General features: G+C 43.2%; 17 protein-coding genes. 15 read left to right on the forward strand and 2 right to left on the reverse strand.

Annotated elements, in window-relative coordinates:
* Positions 1–141: 141 nt before the first annotated feature.
* Positions 142–996 (reverse strand): metallophosphoesterase, encoded by an 855-nt coding sequence (locus LN893_RS09685; protein ID WP_229969617.1) that lies wholly within the window; start codon positions 994–996, stop codon positions 142–144.
* Between the two features lie 230 nt (positions 997–1,226).
* Here LN893_RS09685 and LN893_RS09690 point away from each other — a divergent pair, with 230 nt between their 5' ends.
* The 12 genes from LN893_RS09690 (at position 1,227) to LN893_RS09745 (ending at position 16,888) form a co-directional block, all read left to right on the forward strand.
* Entirely contained in the window at positions 1,227–3,230 is a 2,004-nt protein-coding gene (locus LN893_RS09690) for a BatA domain-containing protein (protein WP_229969618.1), read from the forward strand.
* Between the two features lies 1 nt (position 3,231).
* Positions 3,232–4,503 carry a dihydroorotase gene (locus LN893_RS09695; protein ID WP_229969619.1) on the forward strand — a complete coding sequence of 424 codons (1,272 nt, stop codon included), beginning with the start codon at positions 3,232–3,234 and terminating at the stop codon, positions 4,501–4,503.
* 58 nt (positions 4,504–4,561) lie between these two features.
* Positions 4,562–5,071 carry a DUF4199 domain-containing protein gene (locus LN893_RS09700; RefSeq protein ID WP_229969620.1) on the forward strand — a complete coding sequence of 170 codons (510 nt, stop codon included), beginning with the start codon at positions 4,562–4,564 and terminating at the stop codon, positions 5,069–5,071.
* 22 nt (positions 5,072–5,093) lie between these two features.
* Positions 5,094–5,612, forward strand: coding sequence for a DUF4199 domain-containing protein (locus LN893_RS09705; protein WP_229969621.1), 519 nt, complete (start codon positions 5,094–5,096; stop codon positions 5,610–5,612).
* A gap of 4 nt (positions 5,613–5,616) precedes the next feature.
* Entirely contained in the window at positions 5,617–6,591 is a 975-nt protein-coding gene (locus LN893_RS09710) for a glycosyltransferase family 2 protein (RefSeq protein ID WP_229969622.1), read from the forward strand.
* Positions 6,591–7,730, forward strand: coding sequence for a glycosyltransferase (locus LN893_RS09715; protein WP_229969623.1), 1,140 nt, complete (start codon positions 6,591–6,593; stop codon positions 7,728–7,730). Before LN893_RS09710 ends, LN893_RS09715 begins: the two co-directional genes overlap by 1 nt.
* A gap of 350 nt (positions 7,731–8,080) precedes the next feature.
* Positions 8,081–8,842, forward strand: a complete 762-nt coding sequence (locus LN893_RS09720; protein WP_229969624.1) for a hypothetical protein — start codon at positions 8,081–8,083, stop codon at positions 8,840–8,842.
* Between the two features lie 44 nt (positions 8,843–8,886).
* A complete protein-coding gene (locus LN893_RS09725; RefSeq protein ID WP_229969625.1) occupies positions 8,887–11,664 on the forward strand; it encodes a TonB-dependent receptor in 2,778 nt (925 codons plus the stop codon).
* 5 nt (positions 11,665–11,669) lie between these two features.
* Positions 11,670–12,824 (forward strand): DUF4249 domain-containing protein, encoded by a 1,155-nt coding sequence (locus tag LN893_RS09730; protein ID WP_229969626.1) that lies wholly within the window; start codon positions 11,670–11,672, stop codon positions 12,822–12,824.
* A gap of 14 nt (positions 12,825–12,838) precedes the next feature.
* The gene (locus tag LN893_RS09735) at positions 12,839–15,283 is read left to right on the forward strand and encodes a hypothetical protein (protein WP_229969627.1); all 2,445 of its coding nucleotides are present in this window, start codon (positions 12,839–12,841) and stop codon (positions 15,281–15,283) included.
* Between the two features lie 40 nt (positions 15,284–15,323).
* Positions 15,324–16,280, forward strand: a complete 957-nt coding sequence (locus tag LN893_RS09740; protein WP_229969628.1) for a sugar phosphate isomerase/epimerase family protein — start codon at positions 15,324–15,326, stop codon at positions 16,278–16,280.
* 2 nt (positions 16,281–16,282) lie between these two features.
* On the forward strand, positions 16,283–16,888 hold the full coding sequence (locus LN893_RS09745) for a hypothetical protein (RefSeq protein ID WP_229969629.1): 606 nt from the start codon (positions 16,283–16,285) through the stop codon (positions 16,886–16,888).
* Positions 16,889–17,020: 132 nt separating this feature from the next.
* On the opposite strand, the gene purB is transcribed toward LN893_RS09745, so the two are convergent.
* Positions 17,021–18,373: an adenylosuccinate lyase gene (purB, locus tag LN893_RS09750; protein WP_229969630.1), complete on the reverse strand. Its 1,353-nt coding sequence runs from the start codon at positions 18,371–18,373 to the stop codon at positions 17,021–17,023.
* A gap of 383 nt (positions 18,374–18,756) precedes the next feature.
* On the opposite strand from purB, the gene LN893_RS09755 reads away from it, so the two are divergent.
* The 3 genes from LN893_RS09755 (at position 18,757) to LN893_RS09765 (ending at position 22,760) form a co-directional block, all read left to right on the forward strand.
* Entirely contained in the window at positions 18,757–20,733 is a 1,977-nt protein-coding gene (locus LN893_RS09755; RefSeq protein ID WP_229969631.1) for a biosynthetic peptidoglycan transglycosylase, read from the forward strand.
* Between the two features lie 163 nt (positions 20,734–20,896).
* On the forward strand, positions 20,897–21,925 hold the full coding sequence (locus LN893_RS09760; protein WP_229969632.1) for a bile acid:sodium symporter family protein: 1,029 nt from the start codon (positions 20,897–20,899) through the stop codon (positions 21,923–21,925).
* Between the two features lie 298 nt (positions 21,926–22,223).
* Positions 22,224–22,760: a TetR/AcrR family transcriptional regulator gene (locus LN893_RS09765; RefSeq protein WP_229969633.1), complete on the forward strand. Its 537-nt coding sequence runs from the start codon at positions 22,224–22,226 to the stop codon at positions 22,758–22,760.
* The last annotated feature ends 89 nt before the right edge of the window (positions 22,761–22,849 follow it).

Consider the following 22,849-nt stretch of genomic DNA (forward strand, 5'->3'; position numbering starts at 1 on the left):
ACCCAGCGGAAACGTAGCGGCAGCATAGGGGACGGCGGGGGGATGGGTACAGTCTTTAATGTGGAGCGGCTGCAACAACCAATAGTAGGTGAAGCGAGGGAGAAGACCTTTGCTATAAGTATAACTGAAAAATAACTGAAGCTACAAATAGTAGTTGAATACTGTCACTTCTGATCTCGCAAAGAAACGTAGGGGAATGCTAGTTGTTCCAAACCCTCTTGACAAGTACAGGTACGGAGGCTCTTTGTTGTACCATCCATTTATGTAATTACCTGACATTCCTGGCAGCTTAGGAACATAGCCAGGAAGCCTGATTTGACCACCATGATTATGACCTGCAAAAATGTATCTGATATTCAGTTGTTCTGAAGCAGTTCTAGTTTTATTTATTGCCTCAACCTCTTTTATTACAGACTCTTGTTGCAGTGGGCTATGAATAAGTAGGAAGTGATGTTCCTCTCTTGCCACATTTTCGACTGCAGCTTGAAAGCAACTCTTTCCTTCAATAAAGTCATCTAAGCCTGTTATGGTTATTCTTTTTCCACCAATCATAAGTGCAACAGAATTGTTTATCAGGAAATGACCCTTATGCTCTTCAAATATACGCTGTAAATTATTTAGACTTGTTTGTGCCTTATGATCGTTATTACCTGGTATAGCTACTTTTATTACATGCTGATCTAGTAGGCTAAAAAATTCTTTAAGTGGTTCAGTTTTACCTGTAGAATCAATAGTGTCGCCAGCAAAAAGAATGAGTTCTGGCTGTAGCATGTTCAATTTTGAAGCTAGTTTATAGTGGTAAGGCTTGAGCGTTTCCTTGAAGTGTAAGTCAGCTAAAAGCACTAGTTTTAACTTTTCGCCGTTGTTCTTTTTCCCAATATCATAAGTCTTTACTTCAAAGAAGTATTTCTCCAGGAAAAGAGCATCTAATAATATAGCTGCTGCTCCTGCAACCGCAAAACCTCCTATAACCCAGGTAGCGCTTCTTAGTTTCATTTATGACTTCTGATTTTCACAACGTATACCTCCTATTGTAATAATTAGTTATATACATGAAGGAGGTTAATAAAATACAAGAAGCCGCGCAACCTGTTAATATGTAGCTCTGGCGGACAGTGTAGTGTTCCTCTTCAATGCTGTAATAATTTAAATAACATAATCCCGTTCTTCAAGTATAGCAATTCATATCTGTTTGCTTTTACATTCTTCCTCTGTAACTTGGGCATATGGCTCTTTTGTACCCCTCATTTCTGTATGCGCTGTTAGCTACGGCAGTACCTGTGATTCTGCATCTAGTTCAGTTAAGACGGGCTAAGCGAATCGAGTTTAGTAATGTCAGGTTCATTCAAGCCTCCAAAGATCTTACTGCTAGTCAGCAAAATCTGAAACAGTTGCTGATTCTGTTGTGCCGTATTCTATTTATCGTTTTTCTCGTTCTTGCTTTTGCGCAACCTTTCTTACCTGCTACAGAATCTGCTGGTCCTGTCAATGTGTCGGAGGTGGCTATGGTGGTGGATAATTCATACAGTATGCAGCAACTGGCGGAAGGGAAAGATGTTTCTTTACTGACTACCTCTGTTGACAGAGCCAAAACAATTGCTAACATATTTCCTGCTTCTACTTCTTTCAGAAGTTTGGCCAATGGGCAACAGGGTAAGGGGCTAATGGCAGGAGCTTCTGATGTGGAGAACTTTCTGGATGAGTTAGATTTTACATCCAATTCTTTTCAAATACCAAGTGCCGATAGAGTTGGAGCAGAGCATCTATTTTTGTTTTCCGATTTTCAGAAGAGCACCTTTTCTCCTCAGTTACTTTCTGATTACAAGAGTAGTAAGGCACAAGTGCATGTGGTGCCTATAGAAGCTGCGAACACTCAAAACGTTTTTATTGATTCACTTTATCTGGAGGATGAACTTATACGCCCTGGCGTTGAAAATATACTGCATATAGTTTTATATAACACAGGCGATGAGATGGTAGAGGGAAGTGCTGTCAAACTCGTGATAGAAGACCAGCAAGTTGCTGCCTTGAGTCTGGATTTGCCAGCGAAGCAAGCAACAGAGGCAACTGTGAGTTTTTCTATAAGAGAAGGTGGTGTAAAAAGGGCTTATGTAGCTGTTGATGATTATCCTGTTGAGTTTGATAACATGTATCACTTTGTACTTGCTCCTTCCCAGATAATAGAGATAACGGAGGTAGCAGCCAGTGCTGATAATTCTTTACAAAGATTATATAACAGCGAGGCCTTCTTTAGGCATGCTACCTACAGCCCAGGCAACATAAACTATGCGCGTGCTAGTACATCCAATATTATGATATTGAATGGCCTGCAAACTATGCCAGCAGCACTTGCTACTACCGTTGCTAATTTTGTGAAGGCGGGTGGTGCGGTTGTGGTCATACCAGGAGTAAGTGCCGAGGCTAGCTCTTATGCTGGGTTTTTTCAGGAATTAAATATTCCGTCTACTTATTCAACAGTAACAGAAGGCGCTAAAACTGCCTTGGCTGTGCCTGACCCAGCCAACCCTTTCTTCAGAAGTATATTTTCTGAGTATGAAGCCAAAATGCAGATGCCATCTGCCACAAGAAATTTACTTTGGTCTAGAGCTTCGGAAGATATTATGAAGTTTAGAGGTGGGGCTCCTTTTTTGTCGAGGTTTGACAGGGGGGCTGGAAAGGTATACTTGATGGCGGCGCCCTTAGATGAACGTTTTAATGATCTGCAGAATCATGCTCTTTTTGTGCCGATTATGTATAGGTTAGCCATAGAAAGCTATAAGCAAGAGCAGCAATTAGCCTATAACTTACAAGGAGAGACGTTGCGCATTGCTGTTGGGCCTACTACTAAAGAAGGTATTTTTAAGCTAGCTAAAGATAGCGTGGAGTTTATTCCGCAGCAGCAGGTAAGAGGTGGCGCTTTATATTTTGATGTACCTGCTGAAATGGATGAAGCTGGCCTGTACAGGTTGCAGTTAAACGACTCAACTGTTACGATACTTGCTTTAAACTATAGCAAAGAGGAGTCGCAGTTGGAGCAGTATACTCCTAATGAACTGCGCACTTTGCTTGGCCAAGACAGCCAAAATATACATGTTTATGACTACGGCGATGAGTTTGATGTGAAGGGAGAATTTGAAAAAAGCTTTTTTGGTGTTAAGCTTTGGAAATATTGCCTAATATTGTGTCTGTTTTTCCTGATAGCAGAAATAGCACTTATTAGACTCCTCTAACATGAAAGTACTTCTCCAAGCAGTTCGAATCATCAACCCCAAATCAGAATACCACCTTCAGCGCCATAACATCCTTGTAGAGAATGGCACCATTACCTCGATCGGCTCCGACGAGCCAGAGGCTGACACAGTAATAGAAGCCGAAGACTTATGCGTATCAGCGGGATGGGTAGACTTGTTTGCTTTTGCAGGAGAGCCTGGCTTGGAGTATAAAGAAGATTTAGAATCTGTTGCCGCCGCAGCTGCTGCAGGGGGCTTTACAGAAGTGCTTTGCCTGCCCAATGTGGAGCCCGTGGTGCAAACGAAAGGCGCTGTAAATTATCTTAAACAGAAATCTGCTCAGTTACCAGTTACTTTGTTGCCAGCCGCGGCTGTTACAGTAGGTACAGAAGGTAAGGATTTAACAGAAATGATAGACCTGCACCATGCAGGTGCTGTTGCCTTCACTGATGGTTTAAAGCCTATACAAGGTGCCGACGTGCTGCTAAAAGCACTGCAGTATGTGCAGCCTTTCGATGGTGTATTGATGAACAAAGCTGAGCATACGCGCCTGACGGAGCATGGGCAAATGCACGAAGGTGAAGCCAGTACCATGCTCGGCTTGAAAGGCATACCAACTCTGGCTGAAGAAGTAATGGTAACACGCGATCTGCAGCTATTACGTTATGCAGGAGGCCGCCTGCATTTCTCCCTTCTGTCTTCAGCTGCTTCTGTAGAGGCTATTCGTAAGGCAAAAGCAGAGGGCCTGGCAGTTACTTGTGATGTGGCTAGTTACCAGCTCGCCTTTACAGACGATACGATACCACCCTTTGATACAAACTATAAAGTAGCGCCTCCTTTCAGGACTGCAGCAGATGCAGAGGCTATTAAGCAAGGATTGAGGGATGGAACCATCGATGTGCTGGTTTCAGCGCACTTGCCGCACGATACAGAATCTAAAAAACTTGAGTTTGATTTAGCTGACTTTGGCATCACAAATCTGGAGACAGCCTTTTCTGTGGCTGTTACCTCTTTAGCAGGTGAACTGCCTATCGAGACTATAGTAGAGAAGTTCTCAACAAATCCGAGGCAGATCTTAAAGTTAGCTGAGCCAACTATAGCAGTGGGAGAGCAGGCAAACCTTACCATCTTCAGTCCAACAGCCACCTGGACACCTACTGAAGCAACTGCAAAGTCTAAATCACTGAATAGTCCGTTTTTTGGGCAGGAGTTGAAAGGCAAAGTGATCGGAATAATAAACAAAGGGCAGGTAGTACTGAACAATTCTTTTTAATATCTTTAATTCTATATTAAGAATGGCTGCTTTAGTAGCCGTTCTATAAACAAACAGCATGTTTAACCAAGCTATAGTAAGAGTAGGAGTTAGGTATGGCGTAATCTGTGGCATTGCCTGTTTCGCTTTTTTACTGATGTTTTACTTTGTGGGTGCAAACCCTTTAGGCGAACTGGGGCAGTTTAGTTATTTACCTATTCCAATTGCGCTTTTTTTAGGTATTCGCTATTACAAAACGTTTTTCGATGCTGAGCTCGGCTTTCTGAGAGGTTTAAGAGTGGGCTTGTCGGTGTCGTTTTATACAGCACTAACTGCCTCCCTTTTAGTAGCCATACTTTTATACTTGGTAGGGCCAGCACTTATACAGCAGCATGCGCAGGAGATGAAGGCGCTTTTTGAACAGACAAGAGAGGAGCAGGTTAAGTTGTTTGGAGAGCAAACCTTTGAACAAGGTTATAAAGCCTTAGATAATCTGACTCCTTCTATGTTAGCCGCAGATGACTTTATGAAGCGTATGTTGATAGGAGGCGTGTTGTCTCTGGTACTGGCAGTCTTTTTCCGTAAGTAATATTCCATCTAATGATATAACCATGACTGAGAATCAACCTTCTGTAACTTCTCCTGCAATAAAGTACGGCTTTATCGGCGGTCTAGTATCTATTGCTTACAGTGCTGTGTTGTTAGTAAACGGTGTTGATACAAATTCCTGGATGGGGACACTTGGCTACATTATTTTAATTGTAGCTATGGTTATGGCAATGAAGGAGTTTAAGCAGAGCGACCACGGATACATGTCGTATGGACAGGGGCTTGGCATAGGTACACTGGTATCTGCTGTATTTGGGGTGCTAAGCGGGCTGTTTATGTTTGTTTATGCAACGTTCATCGATCCTAATTTTCAGCAAAATATCAGAGATAAACAAATTCTAGATTTAGAAAGCAGAGGTTATTCCGATGAGCAGATAGAGCAATCTATGGGTATCGCCGAGATGTTTTCCAGCCCAACCATGCTAGTAGTTCTGACTATTGTTGGTTATATCTTTATGGGCTTTATTATAGCACTGATTGTTTCTGCCATTATGAAGAACAAGCGCCCAGAGTTTGAATAGAAGTATGCAATACCCTTACGATATTTCGGTAGTAGTTCCGCTTTTCAACGAAGAGGAGTCGCTGCCTGAACTTGTGCGCTGGATCGGACGTGTGATGCATGCGCATGAGTTTTCTTATGAAGTTATACTGGTTGATGATGGTAGCACCGACCGCTCGTGGGAGGTGATAGCAGACATCAGCGCCGAAGATAATGCAGTAAAAGGCATCAGCTTTAACCGTAACTATGGTAAATCTGCCGCCCTGAACGAAGGCTTCAAACGCTGTTCGGGGGAGGTGGTAATTACCATGGATGCCGACTTGCAGGATAGTCCAGAGGAGATTCCTGCACTTTACGACATGATCAAGCACCAGAAGTTTGACCTTGTGTCGGGGTGGAAGCAAAAGCGCTATGACCCGCTAAGCAAAACGATACCCACAAAGCTTTATAACGGAGCTACCAGAAAGATCTCAGGTATAAAACTCCACGATTTTAACTGTGGCTTGAAGGCTTATAGGCAAATAGTGGTGAAAAGCATAGAGGTGCATGGCGAGATGCACCGCTATATACCTGTTATAGCCAAGTGGAATGGCTTTACCCGTATTGGCGAAAAGGTAGTGCAACACCAGGAACGGAAATACGGCACCACCAAGTTTGGCTTAGAGCGCTTTGTTTACGGCTTCCTCGACCTCCTTTCTATTACGTTTGTGAGTCGTTTTAAGAAGCGCCCGATGCACTTCTTCGGTACGTTGGGTACTTTGTCGTTTGTGATGGGTATAGGCATTACCATCTGGCTAATTTTGCAAAAGATAATGGGAGCCTACAGAGGCGGACGCGTACGCGATGTAGTAGACCAGCCATTGTTCTTTTTGGCCTTAGTGGCTGTTATTATAGGCGTGCAGCTGTTCTTGGCTGGTTTTTTGGCCGAATTGATTTCAATGGCATCTACCAGAAGAAACGAATACCTGATTAAAGATAGAGTAGGAGCGTTGCAACGATAATGGGGAAAAGCGTTGTTATTATAGGGCCTGCGCACCCGCTCAGAGGCGGACTGGCAACTTTTAACGAGCGTTTAGCCAGAGCGTTTCAGGAGCGTGGCGATGAAGTGGAGATTGTGACCTTTAGCCTGCAGTACCCTTCCTTTCTCTTCCCAGGTAAGAGCCAGTTTTTAGATGAAGCAGCACCTCAAGACCTTAGCATCAAGGTGCTTATCAATTCTGTAAACCCACTCAGTTGGTATAACACGGGAAACTACATCCGCAAAAAAAAGCCAGACTTGGTTATTTTCAGGTACTGGTTGCCTTTTATGGGGCCTGCTTTCGGCACAATAGCGCGCCTCATCAGGAGAAATAACCATAGCCGTGTGCTGGCGATTACCGACAACGTTATTCCGCACGAGAAGCGACCAGGAGATGTGCCTTTCACAAAGTATTTCCTTAGTTCCTGCGATGGTTTTGTTACCATGTCTAAAGCAGTACAGCAAGACCTGGAACGCTTCCAGCCCCAAAAGCCGAACAAGTACCTGTCGCACCCGCTCTACGATAACTTTGGTAGCCCCGAGACAAAAGCAGAAGCGTGTGCCGCCATTAACCTTGATCCTTCTTACAAATACATTCTCTTTTTCGGGTTTATCCGAGCTTACAAAGGTTTAGACCTGCTGCTAAAGGCAATGGCAGATCCGCGTTTAAAACAGCGCCATGACATAAAGTTTATTGTGGCTGGTGAGTTTTACGAAGATGCAGCTCCTTATCATACATTAATACAAGAGCTTCAGTTGCAAGACCGATTGGAGCTGCGAACGGAGTTTATCCCGAACGGTGCTGTCAAACATTACTTCTGCGCAGCCGATCTTATTGTGCAGCCTTACAAACATGCCACCCAGAGTGGTGTAACGCAAGTTGCCTATCACTTCAATAAGCCTATGGTAGTTACCAACGTTGGCGGCCTGGCTGAGATGGTGCCTCATGGCGAAGTAGGCTATGTGGTAGAGCCAGAACCTCAAGCAATAGCTACAGCCATTCTAGATTTCTACTCTTCAGGTAAAGCAGCTTCCTATTCCGAAAACATCCAGGTTTTTAAAAGAAAGTTTAGCTGGGAAAACTTCACAGCGGCTATCTATGAACTGGCTCAGAAAGTGTAGCTTGGTTTAGGCTAGGTAAAAAAGTCTAACCAAAGAATAACTCTTTCTGGCTATTGCAAGAGCGCTTTGTATTTGCGTTAGGTTCATCTCTGGAGACATTATTTGCTGACTTACTAAATTTTAAAGTAAGTAACGGTGCGTTCAAAAACTTAAAAACGTGCTTTTGCCTATTATCTCATTTCTAAGTATTCGTTTCCCAAAACAAAGAGGAAATAAGCTATTCTATCACTGTTGCTTAACTTCTAGAAGGGTAGAATAAATATTAATGTTAAAACAATTTTTTTTACAGAATATAAAGTATAAATTATACTTTATATAGCCGATATTTATAGTGCCTTCAAGTTAAATCTATGAGATTGAAATCTCCACCCTTCTTGCTTTTATGTGTCTTCTGGCTTTTCTCTCCGTCTGTACAGGCACAAACGGCTGAGCCAGATACTAGCTTTATTCAAAGTTCTGTGTCGGCCGCTGTAAACTCTTATCGAGAAGCGGTTGGCTTGAATGCCCACCTGTACAACGGTCCAGAGTACGTAACTGAAACCATTTCCTATTTAGAAGGTCATCAGTTTTTCAAAGAAAAAATTCCCACTTCTGGCGCGGTACTTTACGATGGTACTTGGTTTAATAATGTGCCCATGCTGTATGATGTGGTAATAGATGAACTAGCCATCTTCCACCCAGGAAATGGCATATTACAACGGTTGATAAAAGAGAAAGTGCAGATGTTTACTTTGCAGGATCACCTGTTTGTCTTTATCAAGAGCGATAGCATATCCGCTAATTCTGTCATCAAACCAGGGCTTCACGACTTACTTTACAAAGGTGAGGTGCAAGTGCTGGCCAAACGAGATAAAGACATACAAGAAAGAGCCACGAGCAAAGGAATGGAGGGTGCTTATGAGGTGATGGACAAGTATTACCTCTATAAAGATGGTGCTTACCACCAGGTAAAAAGCAAAAGCTCGGTGTTGAAGGTGCTCCGAGATGAGAAGAAGCAACTGCAGAAGTTTGCACGGGCTCAAAAGCTCAAGTTCAGAAGGAACCGCGAAGAAGCCTTGGTGCAGGTTGCAGCCCACTACGATGCCCTTAAAACCCAGAACCTGGACAGATAATCAGTTAAACGAATATACATAGTGCCTGTACTCACTCAAACTTTATGGCCCAGGTTTACAAAATTTTAATATTGCTCGTCCTGTTGCTGGCTAGTACGGTAGCTGCCAGTAATGCTCAGGATCGGGCACCTCTTATTACAGGTACTTACAGCAATGTTCCTTTTCAGGACTTTGTGAAAGACCTCGAAGCCAAAACCAAGTATAGCTTCTATTTTGATGCCGCCGCTGTAGATAGCTTGGTAGTGAACATAACAGTGCAAGAAAAGCCGCTACAAGTGGTATTGCAACAAGCTTTGCAAAGCACAGACCTAAAGTTTGCAATCAGCTCGGAAAAGCAGGTGTTTATTACAAAGGAGCGGGCAATTTTAACAGCATTGCCACAAGGCTTTTTTAATGGTGATGACAGCTCAGCAGGTAGCGAACCTGCTGTATTGGCGGAAACGTTTGTGCCGCAGGATACCAAGAAGAAGAATGCTGTCTCAGAAATAAAGCTTTATGAGATTGGTGCTAAAACTGGCAATACTTCGGGTAACGCTAATTTAGCAGGTCACCTTCGCGATGCTAAAACGGGTGAGGCAATAATCGGAGCTTACGTGTATATCGAATCCCCAACTATAGGAACAGCTTCTGACCAATATGGCTACTATTCCCTGACCTTACCAAAAGGGCGACACGAACTGAAGGTTAGGGGAATGGGACTTAAAAATACCCGTCGCCAGATTATGCTGAATGCCGATGGAAAGCTGGATATCGAAATAGAAGAAGATGTACGGGCGCTGAAAGAAGTGCTGGTAGAGGCGGAGAAAGATCGAAATGTATCTGGTCTGCAGATGGGTATGGAGCGTCTGGACATTAGAGCAATAAAGCAGGTGCCTACAGCTTTTGGTGAGGCCGATATTATGCGCGTGGTGCTGACGTTGCCAGGTGTGAAATCGGTAGGAGAGGGTAGTACAGGCTTGAACGTACGTGGCGGCTCTACAGACCAAAACCTGATCCTTTTTAACGATGCCACTATTTACAACCCGTCGCACTTGTTTGGTTTCTTCTCTGCCTTCAACCCCGATATTATAAAGTCGGTGGAGTTGTACAAAAGTGCTGTCCCTGCCAAATATGGTGGTCGTCTGTCGTCGGTGCTAGAGGTAACGAGCCGCGAGGGTAACAAGAAGAAATTCTCTGGCTCTGGCGGTATAGGTTTACTCACAAGCAGGCTAACTTTAGAAGGCCCAATTATAAAAGGCAAGACCTCTTTTCTGATCGGTGGGCGCACAACTTACTCAGACTGGCTTCTGAAAAAACTGCCAAATGATTCGTTTAACAGTAGCACTGCCTCTTTCTATGATGTGAATGCACATGTAAGCCATGAGGTTGACAGCAAAAACAGCTTATACTTGACAGGCTATCTTAGCAAAGACAGATTTAAGCTTAGTGCAGATACCCTTTTTAGGTTTAAGAACGAAAATGCCAGTTTAAAATGGAAGCACATCTTCCATAATAAACTATACAGTGTGCTTACTACCACCCACAGCCACTATAGTTACGATATTTCGAACGATGAGAATGCTGTAAATGCCTCAACGTTAGCTTTTGGCATAAACCAGACAAGCCTACAGGCTGATTTTAACTACTTTCCTAACTCCAAGAATACCGTAGATTTTGGGGCTAGTTCTATACTTTATAATGTAGCACCTGGCAGCTTAACTCCTAACAGCCCAGAATCACTTATTGCGCCCGACAAGTTGCAGAATGAAAAAGGCTTGGAAAGCGCCATCTATATCTCTGATCGTTTTGATATAAGTCAGCGACTGTCCATTTCAGTTGGCCTTCGCTACTCTGTTTTTAATGCCATGGGGCCAAGGCAGGCATTTACCTACGCTCCAAACGTTCCTAAAACTGAAGGTACCATTCAAGACACTGTTTCTTATGGTTCAGGCGAAACATTTGCTACATATCATGGTCCAGAATACAGACTGTCGGCCAGGTATGGTTTAACCGATAATTCCTCGGTAAAAGTTAGCTTTAACAAGCTACGGCAGTACATCCACATGCTGTCTAACACAGCCACTATGTCGCCTACGGATATCTGGAAACTGAGCGACTCCAACATCAAACCCCAGGTGGGCGACCAGTTGGCGTTGGGTTACTACAGAAACTTCAGGGCCAATACCATCGAGTTCTCGGTGGAGGGCTATTACAAGTGGATGCACGACTTTCTGGACTACAGGGGTGGTGCCACGCTGATCATGAACCACCATATTGAGACAGATGTGGCCAACGCCGAAGGTGTTGCCTACGGTGTGGAGGCAATGCTAAGAAAATCTACAGGAAAGTTGAACGGATGGGTAAGCTATACTTATTCCCGCACATTGGTTCGCCTAAACGATCCGCGCGTTTCCGAGATCATCAACCGTGGCGAGTACTACCCGAGTAACTTCGATAAGCCCCATGATTTTACGATGATCAGTAACTACCGCTTTAGCCAGCGCTTTAGTACTTCGCTCAACTTTACTTACAGCACCGGCAGGCCTATTACGCTGCCACTGGCAAAGTACTACGATGGCAGCACCGAACGCATTTTGTACTCGGACAGAAATCAATACAGAGTGCCAGATTATTACCGCCTCGATTTTGCCATGAACATTGAAGGCAACCATAAGATTAGAAAATTAGCACATAGTTCTTGGACCCTGGCTGTGTATAACCTGACAGGGCGTAAGAACCCTTATTCCATTTATTTCAAATCAGAGGAAGGTAAAATCAAAGGCTACAAGATGTCGATCTTTGGCCAGCCGATACCTACCATTACCTATAACTTTAAGTTTTAATGCGCATGAAAACCTTGAACTGGAAAAATGCATTCAGTTGGCTGTTAATGCTGCTAGTAAGTTGCGTAGAACCTTATACACCTGACGTGCTGGATGCGCCAAATAATTTTTTGGTAGTAAATGGTTTTATAAATATAAACGGCCCCTCCACCATACAACTGCTGCGCACCCAAAACATTTACGACGAGAGCCAACCACTTGCCGAATCAGGGGCAATGGTTAAAATAGAAGAAGAACAGGGGCCGGCTTACACCTTAGAGGAGCAAGCAGGAGGTTACTATGTGCTGCACAACCTGGATCTGAACATTCTGAAGAAGTACCGCCTTTACATTAGAACCAGCAATGGCAAGGAGTATGTCTCAGATTTTATAGACGTAAAACCGACGCCAGCTATTGATGCGATAACCTGGAAACCAGTAGATGATGCCGTACAACTGTATGTAAGTACCCACGACGATGAAAATAACACCTGGTACTACCGCTGGGAGTACGAAGATACTTGGGAGTTTACAGCTGCCTATTATTCGTACCTCCGAAAAGTAGGCGATGAGATTGTCTATCGTGATTTAAAGTACGATAATATTTACAAATGTTGGAAAACAGAGAAGTCTACAACCATAGAGCTCGGGAGTTCTGTTATGCTAAGCCAGGACGTCATCAGTAATTATAAGTTGCTTACCATTCCAGCCACTTCTGAAAAGGTTGGTCTGCAATATAGCATTTTGGTAAAGCAGTTCGCGCTTACCCGTGAAGCTTACCAATATTGGGAAATATTGAAGAAAAACACCGAAAGCATAGGTACGCTATTCGACCCACTTCCATCGCAGTTAACAGGTAATATACGGTGTGTAACAGACCCTGACGAACCTGTAGTCGGCTATATGTCAGCTTCTTCAATGCAGCAGAAAAGAATCACTATCAAAGCGAATGAGCTGCCTGATGATTGGAGACTATTTTATCCAAGGTGTGCCCCTCTGGACACAATTCCTGTAGATAAAGCCATAGATTTCTTAGGTGAAACAGGTGGTTACCTGCCTGTGGGTGAAGTGTTTCCAGAAAATAGCCCTACTCAATTCCCGATAGGGTACACTTACTCTAATAGAAGTTGTGTAGACTGCACCGTTAGGGGCACCAATGTTAAACCTGGTTTTTGGGAGTAAACTTAGCATCTAAAATGAAAGACACAGTGCTTATAAACCTAAAAACTGCACTTTTGGCAAAAGCCTTTTTGCAAGCCTTGCTTTGCTTAACAGTTGGTGTGGCAGGTACTGGCGTTGCAGTTGCCCAAACCAGTACGTTTAGCAGCATAAAAGAAGATTTTGACCAGCACAGGCAAAAGGCATTACAGGAAAAGCTGTTCCTTCACGTCGATAGGCCTACGTACGTCTCTGGCGAAACCATGTGGTTTAAGGTCTATAATGTAGATGGCACTTTGCATAAGCCACTAGACATGAGCAAAGTTGCTTATGTGGAGGTGCTGGATGCTACACAGCAACCAGTGCTGCAGGGCAAGGTTGCGTTAGAAAGAGGAACAGGAAAGGGCTCATTTGTTGTGCCTGCTACACTTGCCTCTGGCAACTACACCGTTAGGGCTTATACCAACTGGATGAAGAACTTTAGCCCTGAGTTTTACTTTGAACAGCCTATAACCATTGTAAACACTTTTACAAAAATAGAGGCACCAGTAGTAGCTAAGGAAGCAAGTGCCTATACCATTCAGTTCTTCTCAGAAGGTGGCAACATGGTGGCAGGCCTTGAGAGTAAAGTAGCTTTTAAAGCTGTTGATATAAAGACAGGCCAGGGAATAAACTTTGAAGGGGAGCTTCAGGATCAGAAAGGGAATAAAGTAGCTGACTTTAAGCCGTATAAGTTCGGAATCGGGCATTTTTCTTTTACGCCTTCCAAAGGAGAGCAGTATGTAGCCGTGATAAAAATGGCTGGCAGCAAAGGCTTTGTTCAGAAATTACCTCAAGTACATGAGCAAGGCTATAGTTTGCAGTTGCAGGAGTTAGATGCTAATCGCGTACAGATAAGCGTACGGGGAGTGCAGCAACAGCAGGGGCAGGTTTACCTGCTAGGGCATGCCAGACAAATGATTGCTGTGGCGGAAGTAGCTCCCATAAACCAAGGAACGGCCCTTTTTACGGTAGATAAAAATGCCCTGGCAGAAGGCATCACACATTTCACAATTTTCAACAGCCAAAAGCAACCTGTGTGCGAACGGCTATATTTTAAACGCCCAACACAAATTTTACAACTCGAGGCGAAGGCAAGCAAAGCCCAATACAGCACACGCGAAAAAGTAGCTTTAGACTTATTGGCACAGGAAACTACAGGAAAAGCTGCTTCAGCGAACCTGTCTCTGGCTGTATACCGACTTGATTCGCTGCAAGCTTTCGCAGCCAACAGCATAGAAAGCTATCTGTGGCTTACCTCAGACCTAAAAGGCACTATCGAGAATCCTGGCTATTACTTTTCAGATGCTGGTGCTACAGACAGAGAAGCGATTGATAACCTGATGCTGACGCATGGCTGGAGCCGATTTAAATGGGAAGAAATACTAGCTAAAGAATTGCCTACTTACAGGTTTGTTCCCGAATTTGACGGACACTTTATCAGAGGCAAAGTAACACAAGCTACCACAGGTGCACCTGCACCTGGCGTTGTCACGTATTTGGCTGCGCCTGGCAGGCACATCCGCATGTACAACTCTGAAAGCGATGCAAACGGATTTGTCCGTTTCGAAACAAAAGACTTTTTGGGGCCAAAAGAAGTTGTAGTGCAAAGTAATTTTACAAAAGATAGCACCTACCACTTCGAAATATTTAGTCCTTTTTCAGATAAGTTTAGTGCCTCCAAGTCACATGCCTTTAGCCTGTCACAAGCACTTGAGCACAGCCTTACGCTTAGACATGTAGAAACACAAGCGCAGCAAGCCTATTATGGAAGTTACAGCAACAGATTTTTACCTTCTGGCATAGATAGCGTGGCTTTTTATGGCAAACCCGATGAGCAGTATAAATTAGATGACTTTATACGCTTCAAAGTGTTGGAAGAAGTAATGCGGGAGTATGTACCAGGCGTACAAGTCAGGACGCGGAAGGGCAAGTTCCACTTTATGGTTCATAACAGACCCCGAAAATTTACTTTCCAGAACGACCCACTGGTTTTGCTAGATGGGGTTCCTGTTTTTGACACAAACAAAATAATGAGCTTCGACCCGTTGAAAATACAGCGGCTGGATGTAATTACCAGTTTATACCTTAATGGGCCTTTAACATTTGATGGCGTTGTAAGTTACGCGACATATAAAGGAGACTTGGCAGGCTTTGAGTTAAATCCTCGAGCTTTACTTATTGAATATGAGGGGCTGCAACAGCAGCGGGAATTTTACACACCCAGCTATGATACGACAAAGCAAAAGCAAAGTCGTCTTGCCGATTTAAGAAACCTGCTGTACTGGAATCCCGAGTTGATAACTGAAGCTGAAGGTAAAAAGACTGTTGAGTTTTATACTTCTGATCAGGTGGGGACTTATTTAGTTGTAGTACAAGGCATGACCAAAAACGGCTTAGCAGGCAGCAAAGCCTTCACTATTAGGGTCGCGCCTGCGCTTTAGATTTGTATAAAAGAATTGAACGGGAGTAATTATAAAATATATGTCTACTAATAATCGTCGTAAGTTTTTACAGCAAATAGGAGGTATGGCTGCTGGTGTGGCAGGTATGTCTTTACTTGGCTCAAACGCCTTTGCCGCTGAGGCACCTAAAAAGCTGTTTTTTGACATTTCTTTGGCGCAATGGTCGTTGCACAAGACCTTCTTTAGTAAGGAGCTGGACACATTGGATTTTCCTGAAGTCGCAAAGAAGAAGTTTGGTATAAGTACAGTAGAGTATGTAAACCAGTTTTTCAAAGACAAAGCGAATGATAAAGGATACCTAAAAGAACTGCTGAAGAGGAGCAAAGACAACGGCGTTAAAAACCACCTGATCATGATAGATGAAGAGGGCGCTTTGGGTGATCTGGATAAGCAGAAGCGTGTGCAGGCGGTGGAAAACCACTACAAGTGGGTAGATGCTGCCAAGTTTCTGGGATGTGCTACTGTAAGAGTAAATGCTTTTGGTACTGGAGAGCCATCGGCAGTAAAGCAAGCTGCAGCCGATGGACTGAGCCGCTTAGGGGAGTATGCTGGTAGAGAAGGCATAAACGTGATAGTAGAGAACCATGGTGGGCTTACCTCTGATGCTTCTTGGCTGGCTGCGGTTATGAGGGAGGTCAACAGGAAAAATGTAGGCACCCTGCCTGATTTCGGTAACTTCTGTATTGCACGTGCAGGCGAGAACTTCTGGGAAGGCGAATGCATAAATGAATATGACCGCTACAAAGGCACAAAAGAACTCATGCCTTTCGCCAAGGGCGTTAGTGCCAAAACTTTTGACTTTGATGCCCAAGGTAATTGTGTGGAGACGGACTATACCAAAATGATGCGCATCATCAATGACTCAGGGTTTAGAGGCTATATGGGCATAGAGTATGAAGGCAGTAGCCTGAGCGAAGAAGAAGGTATACGTAAGACAAAAGCTTTGCTAGAAAGGATAGGAGCTAACTTTAGCTAATATTGACCATCTATTTTATCACGACAGATCGACATAAAATGACGGAGCAAGTACAACAGAGGATAAAAATTTTAGAAAGCTTCAATGCTGGCATTAGCTGGCAAAGCAAAACGCATGAGCAAAAGCGAAAGCGCCTTTTCTGGCTTAGCACTGCTCATCTTGTTGTTACGCTAATTCTTCTATTTGTTTTGTTATGGTTTACCACAAGGGCAATTTTGGGTATTGAAGTTGCAAGATGGGATAAAATGGGTCTGCTGGTTCTTATGAGTGTATCCTTCTTCTTAAGAGCACCTGCTTATTTTGTTGGTTATTTGCTGCAGAAAAACATTCAGAGAACACAAGCGCATAAAGTAAACCTGGACGTAAAACTAACAGAGGAGTTGGCCGAAACAATTTCAAGGATGAACTCCAGGAAGAGAAGAATATTGCTGATGCTGCCAAGTGTAGTTTTATCTGTCGCAGCGATATTGCAAGTGTTTGAGTTAAACTCGTACTGGTCTGTTTTTAGGTATTTTACGCTTTTCTACTGCTTCTTCTTTATTGTAAGGACGATTTTAGAAGTAAGTACAGTTAATCGCATCTTCAAGAAAGTAAACAGCGTTGGCTGAAAACGTGGTGCTGATGCAGGAAGTACAAGCGAAGGAATAACAGTTTAAAACTATAGTTACGAGCTATAAAACATAAAGCCCTGGCAGAAAGTAAACTCTGTCAGGGCTTTGTGTTTTAGGCTTAAAAATGGCTTACACCAAATCTACACCAGTATAATTAAACGGAGTTATTTGCTTCAATTCAGCCTTAATCTCTTCACGAACATCCAAAGAGTCGATAAAGCCGCTGATAGCTTCTGCTGTGATTTTCTCGTTTTTACGCGTTAGGGCTTTTAGGGCCTCATATGGCTGCGGATAACCTTCACGGCGAAGCACCGTCTGAATACCTTCTGCCACCACAGCCCAGTTTTCCTCCAGGTGATGATGAAGGGCTGCTTCGTTCAGTTCAAGTTTGCCTATACCGCGTTCCAGAGATTTGAGAGCAACTATAACGTGTGCAAGCGGTACACCTACATTGCGCAGTACCGTAGAGTCTGTTAGGTCGCGTTGCAGGCGGGAGATAGGCAGTTTAGCAGAAAGATGTTCCAGCACCGCATTGGCAATACCTAAGTTACCTTCCGCGTTTTCAAAATCGATAGGGTTTACCTTGTGTGGCATAGCAGAAGACCCTACCTCGCCAGCTTTAATTTTCTGTTTGAAGTATCCCATAGATACATATTGCCACACATCGCGGGAGAAATCAATCAGGATCGTATTTAGCCGCTTTAGCCCATCAAAGTAAGCTGCCAGGTTATCGTAGTGCTCTATCTGAGTCGTGTATTGGCTGCGTTTTAGGCCAAGCGCATCCTGCACAAAACTGTTGCCGAACGCGGGCCAATCTATAGCAGGATAAGCCACATAATGCGCGTTAAAATTACCCGTAGCACCTCCGAACTTCGCAGAGAAAGGCACTTGCTTCAGCAACTCCAGTTGTACTGCTAAACGCTCGGCAAAAACCATAAACTCTTTTCCTAAACGTGTAGGCGAAGCAGGCTGCCCATGGGTGTGTGCCAGCATCGGTACATCTTTCCACTGCTGTGCAAGGTTTGATAGCGTTTGCTGTAGTTGCTGATATGCTGGTTGTAGCACCTGTTCGTGAGCCTCTAGCAACGAAAGCGGAATGGCAGTGTTGTTCACATCCTGTGAGGTAAGCCCGAAGTGAATAAACTCCTTCTGCTGGCTTAATCCTAAAGCATCGAATTTCTCTTTTAGGAAGTACTCTACTGCCTTTACGTCGTGGTTCGTGATTTTTTCAGTCTCTTTTATCGTAAGAGCATCAGCCTCCGAAAAGTTTTCATAAATGGCGCGTAACGCTGGAAATGTGGCAGGCTGTATGCTCTCTAACTGAGGCAACGGCAGTTCGCACAAGGCTATAAAATACTCTACTTCTACCAATACACGGTAGCGAATAAGGCCAAACTCTGAGAAATAACCTGCAAGTTCAGTAGTATTGCGTCGGTAGCGGCCGTCTACGGGCGATATGGCAGTGAGCGTTGTTAAATTCATGGTATATTACTTTGTTCAAAGATAAGCAGGTTTGCCTATGTAAGCCAAACCAGATGTTAGGTTTATAAATTAGTACAATATGTAGTGGTGCTGAGGGGGTGAAGTAAGGTAGTATTTCAATGCAATTACATATGTTGTGGTATAGAGTAATATGTTGTTTTATAGTGGGTTGTGGAATCATTTGGTATGAAGCTTGTTCTATGAGGGCAAATGCGCCATTGGAAACAAATCCAAAAAGGCGCACACCCGTATTAGGGGGAGGTAAAAAGTGGCTTGTGATGATTCAGGGAAAGCTTCTTATTCTAAAATTTTAATTAGAGACACCTCTTTTCAGAAACTGAATCTTATTAGTTAATTCGCACCTGAATATTTTGGACCAGCGTTTGAAAAAAAGAATTTTGTTATGGGTGGGCGGTCTTTTCACCCTTTTCGTAGTGGCGGTTGTGGTAGCTTTTGCTTTCCGCAGCAGGCTACTCAATTATACTGTACAGCGTGTTATCTCTAAGGTAGAGAACAAGTATCCAGTCGATTTTAACATCGGAGGGGCAGAGTTTGTAGATTGGAACTCTGTGGTGCTTAGTAATATATCGATGGTGCCACATGATCATAAACCTCTTTTTAGAACTGATAGCGTTCATGCAGCCGTTAGTGTAGGTTCTATTTTCCGCGGGCGCATTGTTTTTCAGCGAATAGATGTGGCTAATGCTTATGTGACAGCTTTCAAGGACGGCGATGTAAATAATTTCTCGTTCCTCTTCAAAAAAGAAGATGACACCCCCGTAGATACAACCAAAAAACGAAACTACGGCGCTTTGCTGAACCGCCTTATAGAAACGGCTTTTGATAACGTGCCAGATCAGGTTGATTTTAAAAACCTGAATGTTTCTTACTTATCAACAAACCGCAGCATCGATCTTACAATGCCTTACCTAACCATGGATGATGGCACCATTGACACGGAAGTGTCTGTAAAGGTGGATTCTTTGGTAAATAACATGCGAGTAACGGGTACAATAGATCCAAGAGACTATATGATTTCGGCCAGCCTGTATGGTTTTGACGAGCGTGGTATTGTGGTGCCCTATGTAAAAGAAAAATTTGATGGGACAGTAGCCTTTGATACAGTTCATGTCAGCCTTTCTGAAAAGGATTTTAGCCGCGATATTCTTACCGTAAAGGGATCTGCCATGGTCAACGGTCTTGTTGTAAATCATGAGAAGCTGGCAGATGAAGACATTCATGTAAAAGAAAGTGCTCTGGATTATGTTATCTCCATTGGCCCTAACCTGTATGTGATAGATAGCCTGACGGAGGTACGCGTAAATAAAGCAAAAGCAAATATTTATGCGGCTTACCGAAACGATGAAACAAAGATCTATGATCTGAAGGTGAAAACTAAATCGGTGCCTGGCAACGACTTCTTCAGCTCATTACCAACAGGCCTTTTCGAGAACTTGGAAGGTATACAGGCAGAAGGAAACCTGAAGTATAAAATGAGCTTTCACCTGAACATGGATAGTGTAGACCAAGTGAGATTTAATTCGGATCTGGATGCCTCTGATGATTTTAGAATTGTTTCTTACGGTAAGAGGAACCTGGAAAAAATAAAAGGCTCGTTTGTACATACAGCCTATGAGTACGGCAAGCCTGTACGGACTTTTACAGTAGGGCCCTCCAATGCTTTTTACACGCCTATAAATGAAGTTTCTCCATATTTGCGCAATGCTATACTTACAGCTGAGGATGCGTACTTTTATCGTCACGATGGATTTCATGAAGAAGCATTCAGGCAGGCAATTGCTAAAAATATAAAAGAAGGCGAGTTTGCCAGGGGCGGTAGTACTATATCGATGCAATTGGTGAAGAACGTGTTTCTTACCAGGCAGAAAACAGTAACCCGTAAAGTGGAGGAAGCCATAATTGTTTGGTTGATTGAGAACCTAGACTTAGTTTCTAAAAATCGTCTTTTTGAAGTATATCTGAACATTATTGAGTGGGGGCCAGATGTATACGGGGTAAAGGATGCCACACGTTTCTATTTCGGAAAGCAGCCTTCAGAGCTTAATTTGGCAGAGGCTATTTTCCTAACCAGTATCATTCCGAGCCCCAAGAGGTACCGTTCTTCTTTCGATAGTTATGGTAATCTTAGGGAGTGGAAAAGTGGCTACTATAGGTTGATTGGAGGTCATATGCTGAGAAGAGGTCTTATTTCGCAGGCAGAATATGATAACCTCTACCCAAATGTACAGCTATATGGGCGTGCCCGCGATTTAATTGTAACAGCACCAGATGCTGCCCCAGAGGAAGATACAACCGAGTTCGAGTTGAAAACCATCGACTTGTTTGATTATGATTTCTAAAACAGAAAGGCCGCTTAAGCGGCCTTTCTGTTTTAGAAATCATAATCATCCTTAGCTAGTAGAGTGCTTTTAAAAAGCTACTTTTGCAGTAAAATCTAAAATAGGGGCAACTATAAAAGCCATTTAAGATCAGATTGTGAAAGACAATAACATACCTGAACAGATGAAAAAGCCAGTTGGGCTGATACCTCGCTTAGGAGCAACCGCTGCGCGTGCAGGTTTAGATTGGTTCTTGTTTGCTCTCCTTGGCATGATTGTATTGGCTTACCTGTGGCCGCAATTCGGTGTAGACCGAGAGCCTGTTTCGTTAGGAGATGTGGCTGGCTACGGTGTGATGTTAGTTTTTTTCTTCTACGGCTTGCGCCTGAGTCCAGACAAATTAAAGAGTGGGCTAAAAAGTTGGCGTCTGCACCTGGTTGTGCAGGCAAGCACGTTCATTCTTTTCCCGCTACTGATACTGCCATTACATGTTTTTTTTGAAGGCACAAGTTATGAGCTGCTGTGGCTAGGCACTTTTTACTTGGCGGCGCTCCCATCCACAGTATCCTCATCAGTCGTAATGGTATCTATTGCAGGTGGTAATATACCTGCTGCCATTTTTAACGCCAGTGTATCTAGCCTGGTTGGGGTATTGATAACACCACTTTGGATGGGGTTATTTTTGTCGGCAAGTTCTGAAAGCTTTGACATGGGCAGTGTTATGGGGAAGCTGGTGTTGCAGGTAATCGTGCCCGTAGCTCTTGGTATTGTACTTCATAAGTATTTGGGAGCTTTTGCCGAACAACATAAGAAAAGGATGCGTTATTTTGATCAGGTAATTATTTTAAGCATTGTATACACCTCTTTCTGCGATTCCTTTGCTCGTAACATGTTCAGCTCTTTTAGTGCAACTGATATTGTACTGCTAGGTGTAGCGGTGCTGGCACTTTTCTTTTTGGTATATGGAATAACTTCGGTCTTTAGCCGTTTATTAGGTTTTAGTAGCGCTGATACAATCACAACTGTTTTTTGTGGTTCTAAAAAGTCGCTGGTACACGGAACGGTCATGTCTAAAGTGCTTTTTCCTGATGCAAATATGGTGGGCATCGTTTTGCTGCCAATTATGATGTATCATGCGCTGCAGCTGCTGATTGCCAGCGTGATAGCACAAGCGAAGGCTCGTAAGACAGATTTAGTTGGAGCTAATAAATAAGAATAGCATATTCGCTTATTCGATTATTGATAAGGTGTTGGTAAGTTAGTTGTTATATCTTTTTAAGATAACTACTAGAATGTCTGTAACATTTTATAATTTTATGCCTACAATCAAAGCAATGATAGTTTAAGGTAGGTAAGATGAACACTTGGAGTTTTTTCAGTGTTTAAACTTTTTCTGGATATACAGATAAAAGCAGTAATAGCGCAGAATTTTGGATGCAATAATAAATTTTGCGTAGTGTTTAATTTAATGGAAATAAAATTTATCTTGTAGATAAATCGTATTATAGCTAATGACGAAAAAGGAACAAATACTTGAAACCGCACTGAAACTCTTTGCAGATAGAGGATATGAAAATACACCCTCTAGCTTAATTGCAAAGGAGGCTGGTGTCTCAGAAGGGTTAATTTTTAAGTATTACACCAACAAAGAAAATTTGCTGGAGACAATAATTAAAACGGGCTATACTCGTATCGTGATGAACAACCGTGGAATGTTAGAGGAAAAAGACCCTCAGACGTTCTTGAACAAGATATTAAGCCTGCCATCTAAGCTAGTAAGTGAAGAAAGAGACTTTTGGAGATTGCAGCGTCGCTTGTGGTATGATGAAACTGCAATGCAGCACCACAGACGTTTTATGCACCCATTGGTAGGCCGCTTGAAAGAAGCTTTTGCCGAACTCGGATATAAGGAGCCAGAACTTGAAACAGAAGTAGCATTGATGCTGGTAGATAGCCTTTGGCACCTGTTTATTGATGGTACTAAGTATGAGCACACGATGAAGCTGTTAAACGTGATTAAAGCGAAGTATCAGAGCCCAATTCAGTAGCTTAGTTGGTGCTTTTAAAAGTATAGAGGCAACCTCTTTTATGTGCTTAAGTTTTGCGATGCTTTAAATAGAACTAGAAATAGTTCGCA

This window comes from Pontibacter harenae (assembly GCF_020907245.1).
Classification (GTDB): Bacteria; Bacteroidota; Bacteroidia; order Cytophagales; family Hymenobacteraceae; genus Pontibacter; species Pontibacter harenae.

Bases quoted from the DNA above. Each gene is read 5' to 3' on its own strand.
- LN893_RS09685 (WP_229969617.1), bottom strand. From the start codon at position 996: ATGAAACTAAGAAGCGCTACCTGGGTTATAGGAGGTTTTGCGGTTGCA.
- LN893_RS09690 (WP_229969618.1), top strand. From the start codon at position 1,227: ATGGCTCTTTTGTACCCCTCATTTCTGTATGCGCTGTTAGCTACGGCA.
- LN893_RS09695 (WP_229969619.1), top strand. From the start codon at position 3,232: ATGAAAGTACTTCTCCAAGCAGTTCGAATCATCAACCCCAAATCAGAA.
- LN893_RS09700 (WP_229969620.1), top strand. From the start codon at position 4,562: ATGTTTAACCAAGCTATAGTAAGAGTAGGAGTTAGGTATGGCGTAATC.
- LN893_RS09705 (WP_229969621.1), top strand. From the start codon at position 5,094: ATGACTGAGAATCAACCTTCTGTAACTTCTCCTGCAATAAAGTACGGC.
- LN893_RS09710 (WP_229969622.1), top strand. From the start codon at position 5,617: ATGCAATACCCTTACGATATTTCGGTAGTAGTTCCGCTTTTCAACGAA.
- LN893_RS09715 (WP_229969623.1), top strand. From the start codon at position 6,591: ATGGGGAAAAGCGTTGTTATTATAGGGCCTGCGCACCCGCTCAGAGGC.
- LN893_RS09720 (WP_229969624.1), top strand. From the start codon at position 8,081: ATGAGATTGAAATCTCCACCCTTCTTGCTTTTATGTGTCTTCTGGCTT.
- LN893_RS09725 (WP_229969625.1), top strand. From the start codon at position 8,887: ATGGCCCAGGTTTACAAAATTTTAATATTGCTCGTCCTGTTGCTGGCT.
- LN893_RS09730 (WP_229969626.1), top strand. From the start codon at position 11,670: ATGAAAACCTTGAACTGGAAAAATGCATTCAGTTGGCTGTTAATGCTG.
- LN893_RS09735 (WP_229969627.1), top strand. From the start codon at position 12,839: ATGAAAGACACAGTGCTTATAAACCTAAAAACTGCACTTTTGGCAAAA.
- LN893_RS09740 (WP_229969628.1), top strand. From the start codon at position 15,324: ATGTCTACTAATAATCGTCGTAAGTTTTTACAGCAAATAGGAGGTATG.
- purB (WP_229969630.1), bottom strand. From the start codon at position 18,373: ATGAATTTAACAACGCTCACTGCCATATCGCCCGTAGACGGCCGCTAC.
- LN893_RS09760 (WP_229969632.1), top strand. From the start codon at position 20,897: ATGAAAAAGCCAGTTGGGCTGATACCTCGCTTAGGAGCAACCGCTGCG.
- LN893_RS09765 (WP_229969633.1), top strand. From the start codon at position 22,224: ATGACGAAAAAGGAACAAATACTTGAAACCGCACTGAAACTCTTTGCA.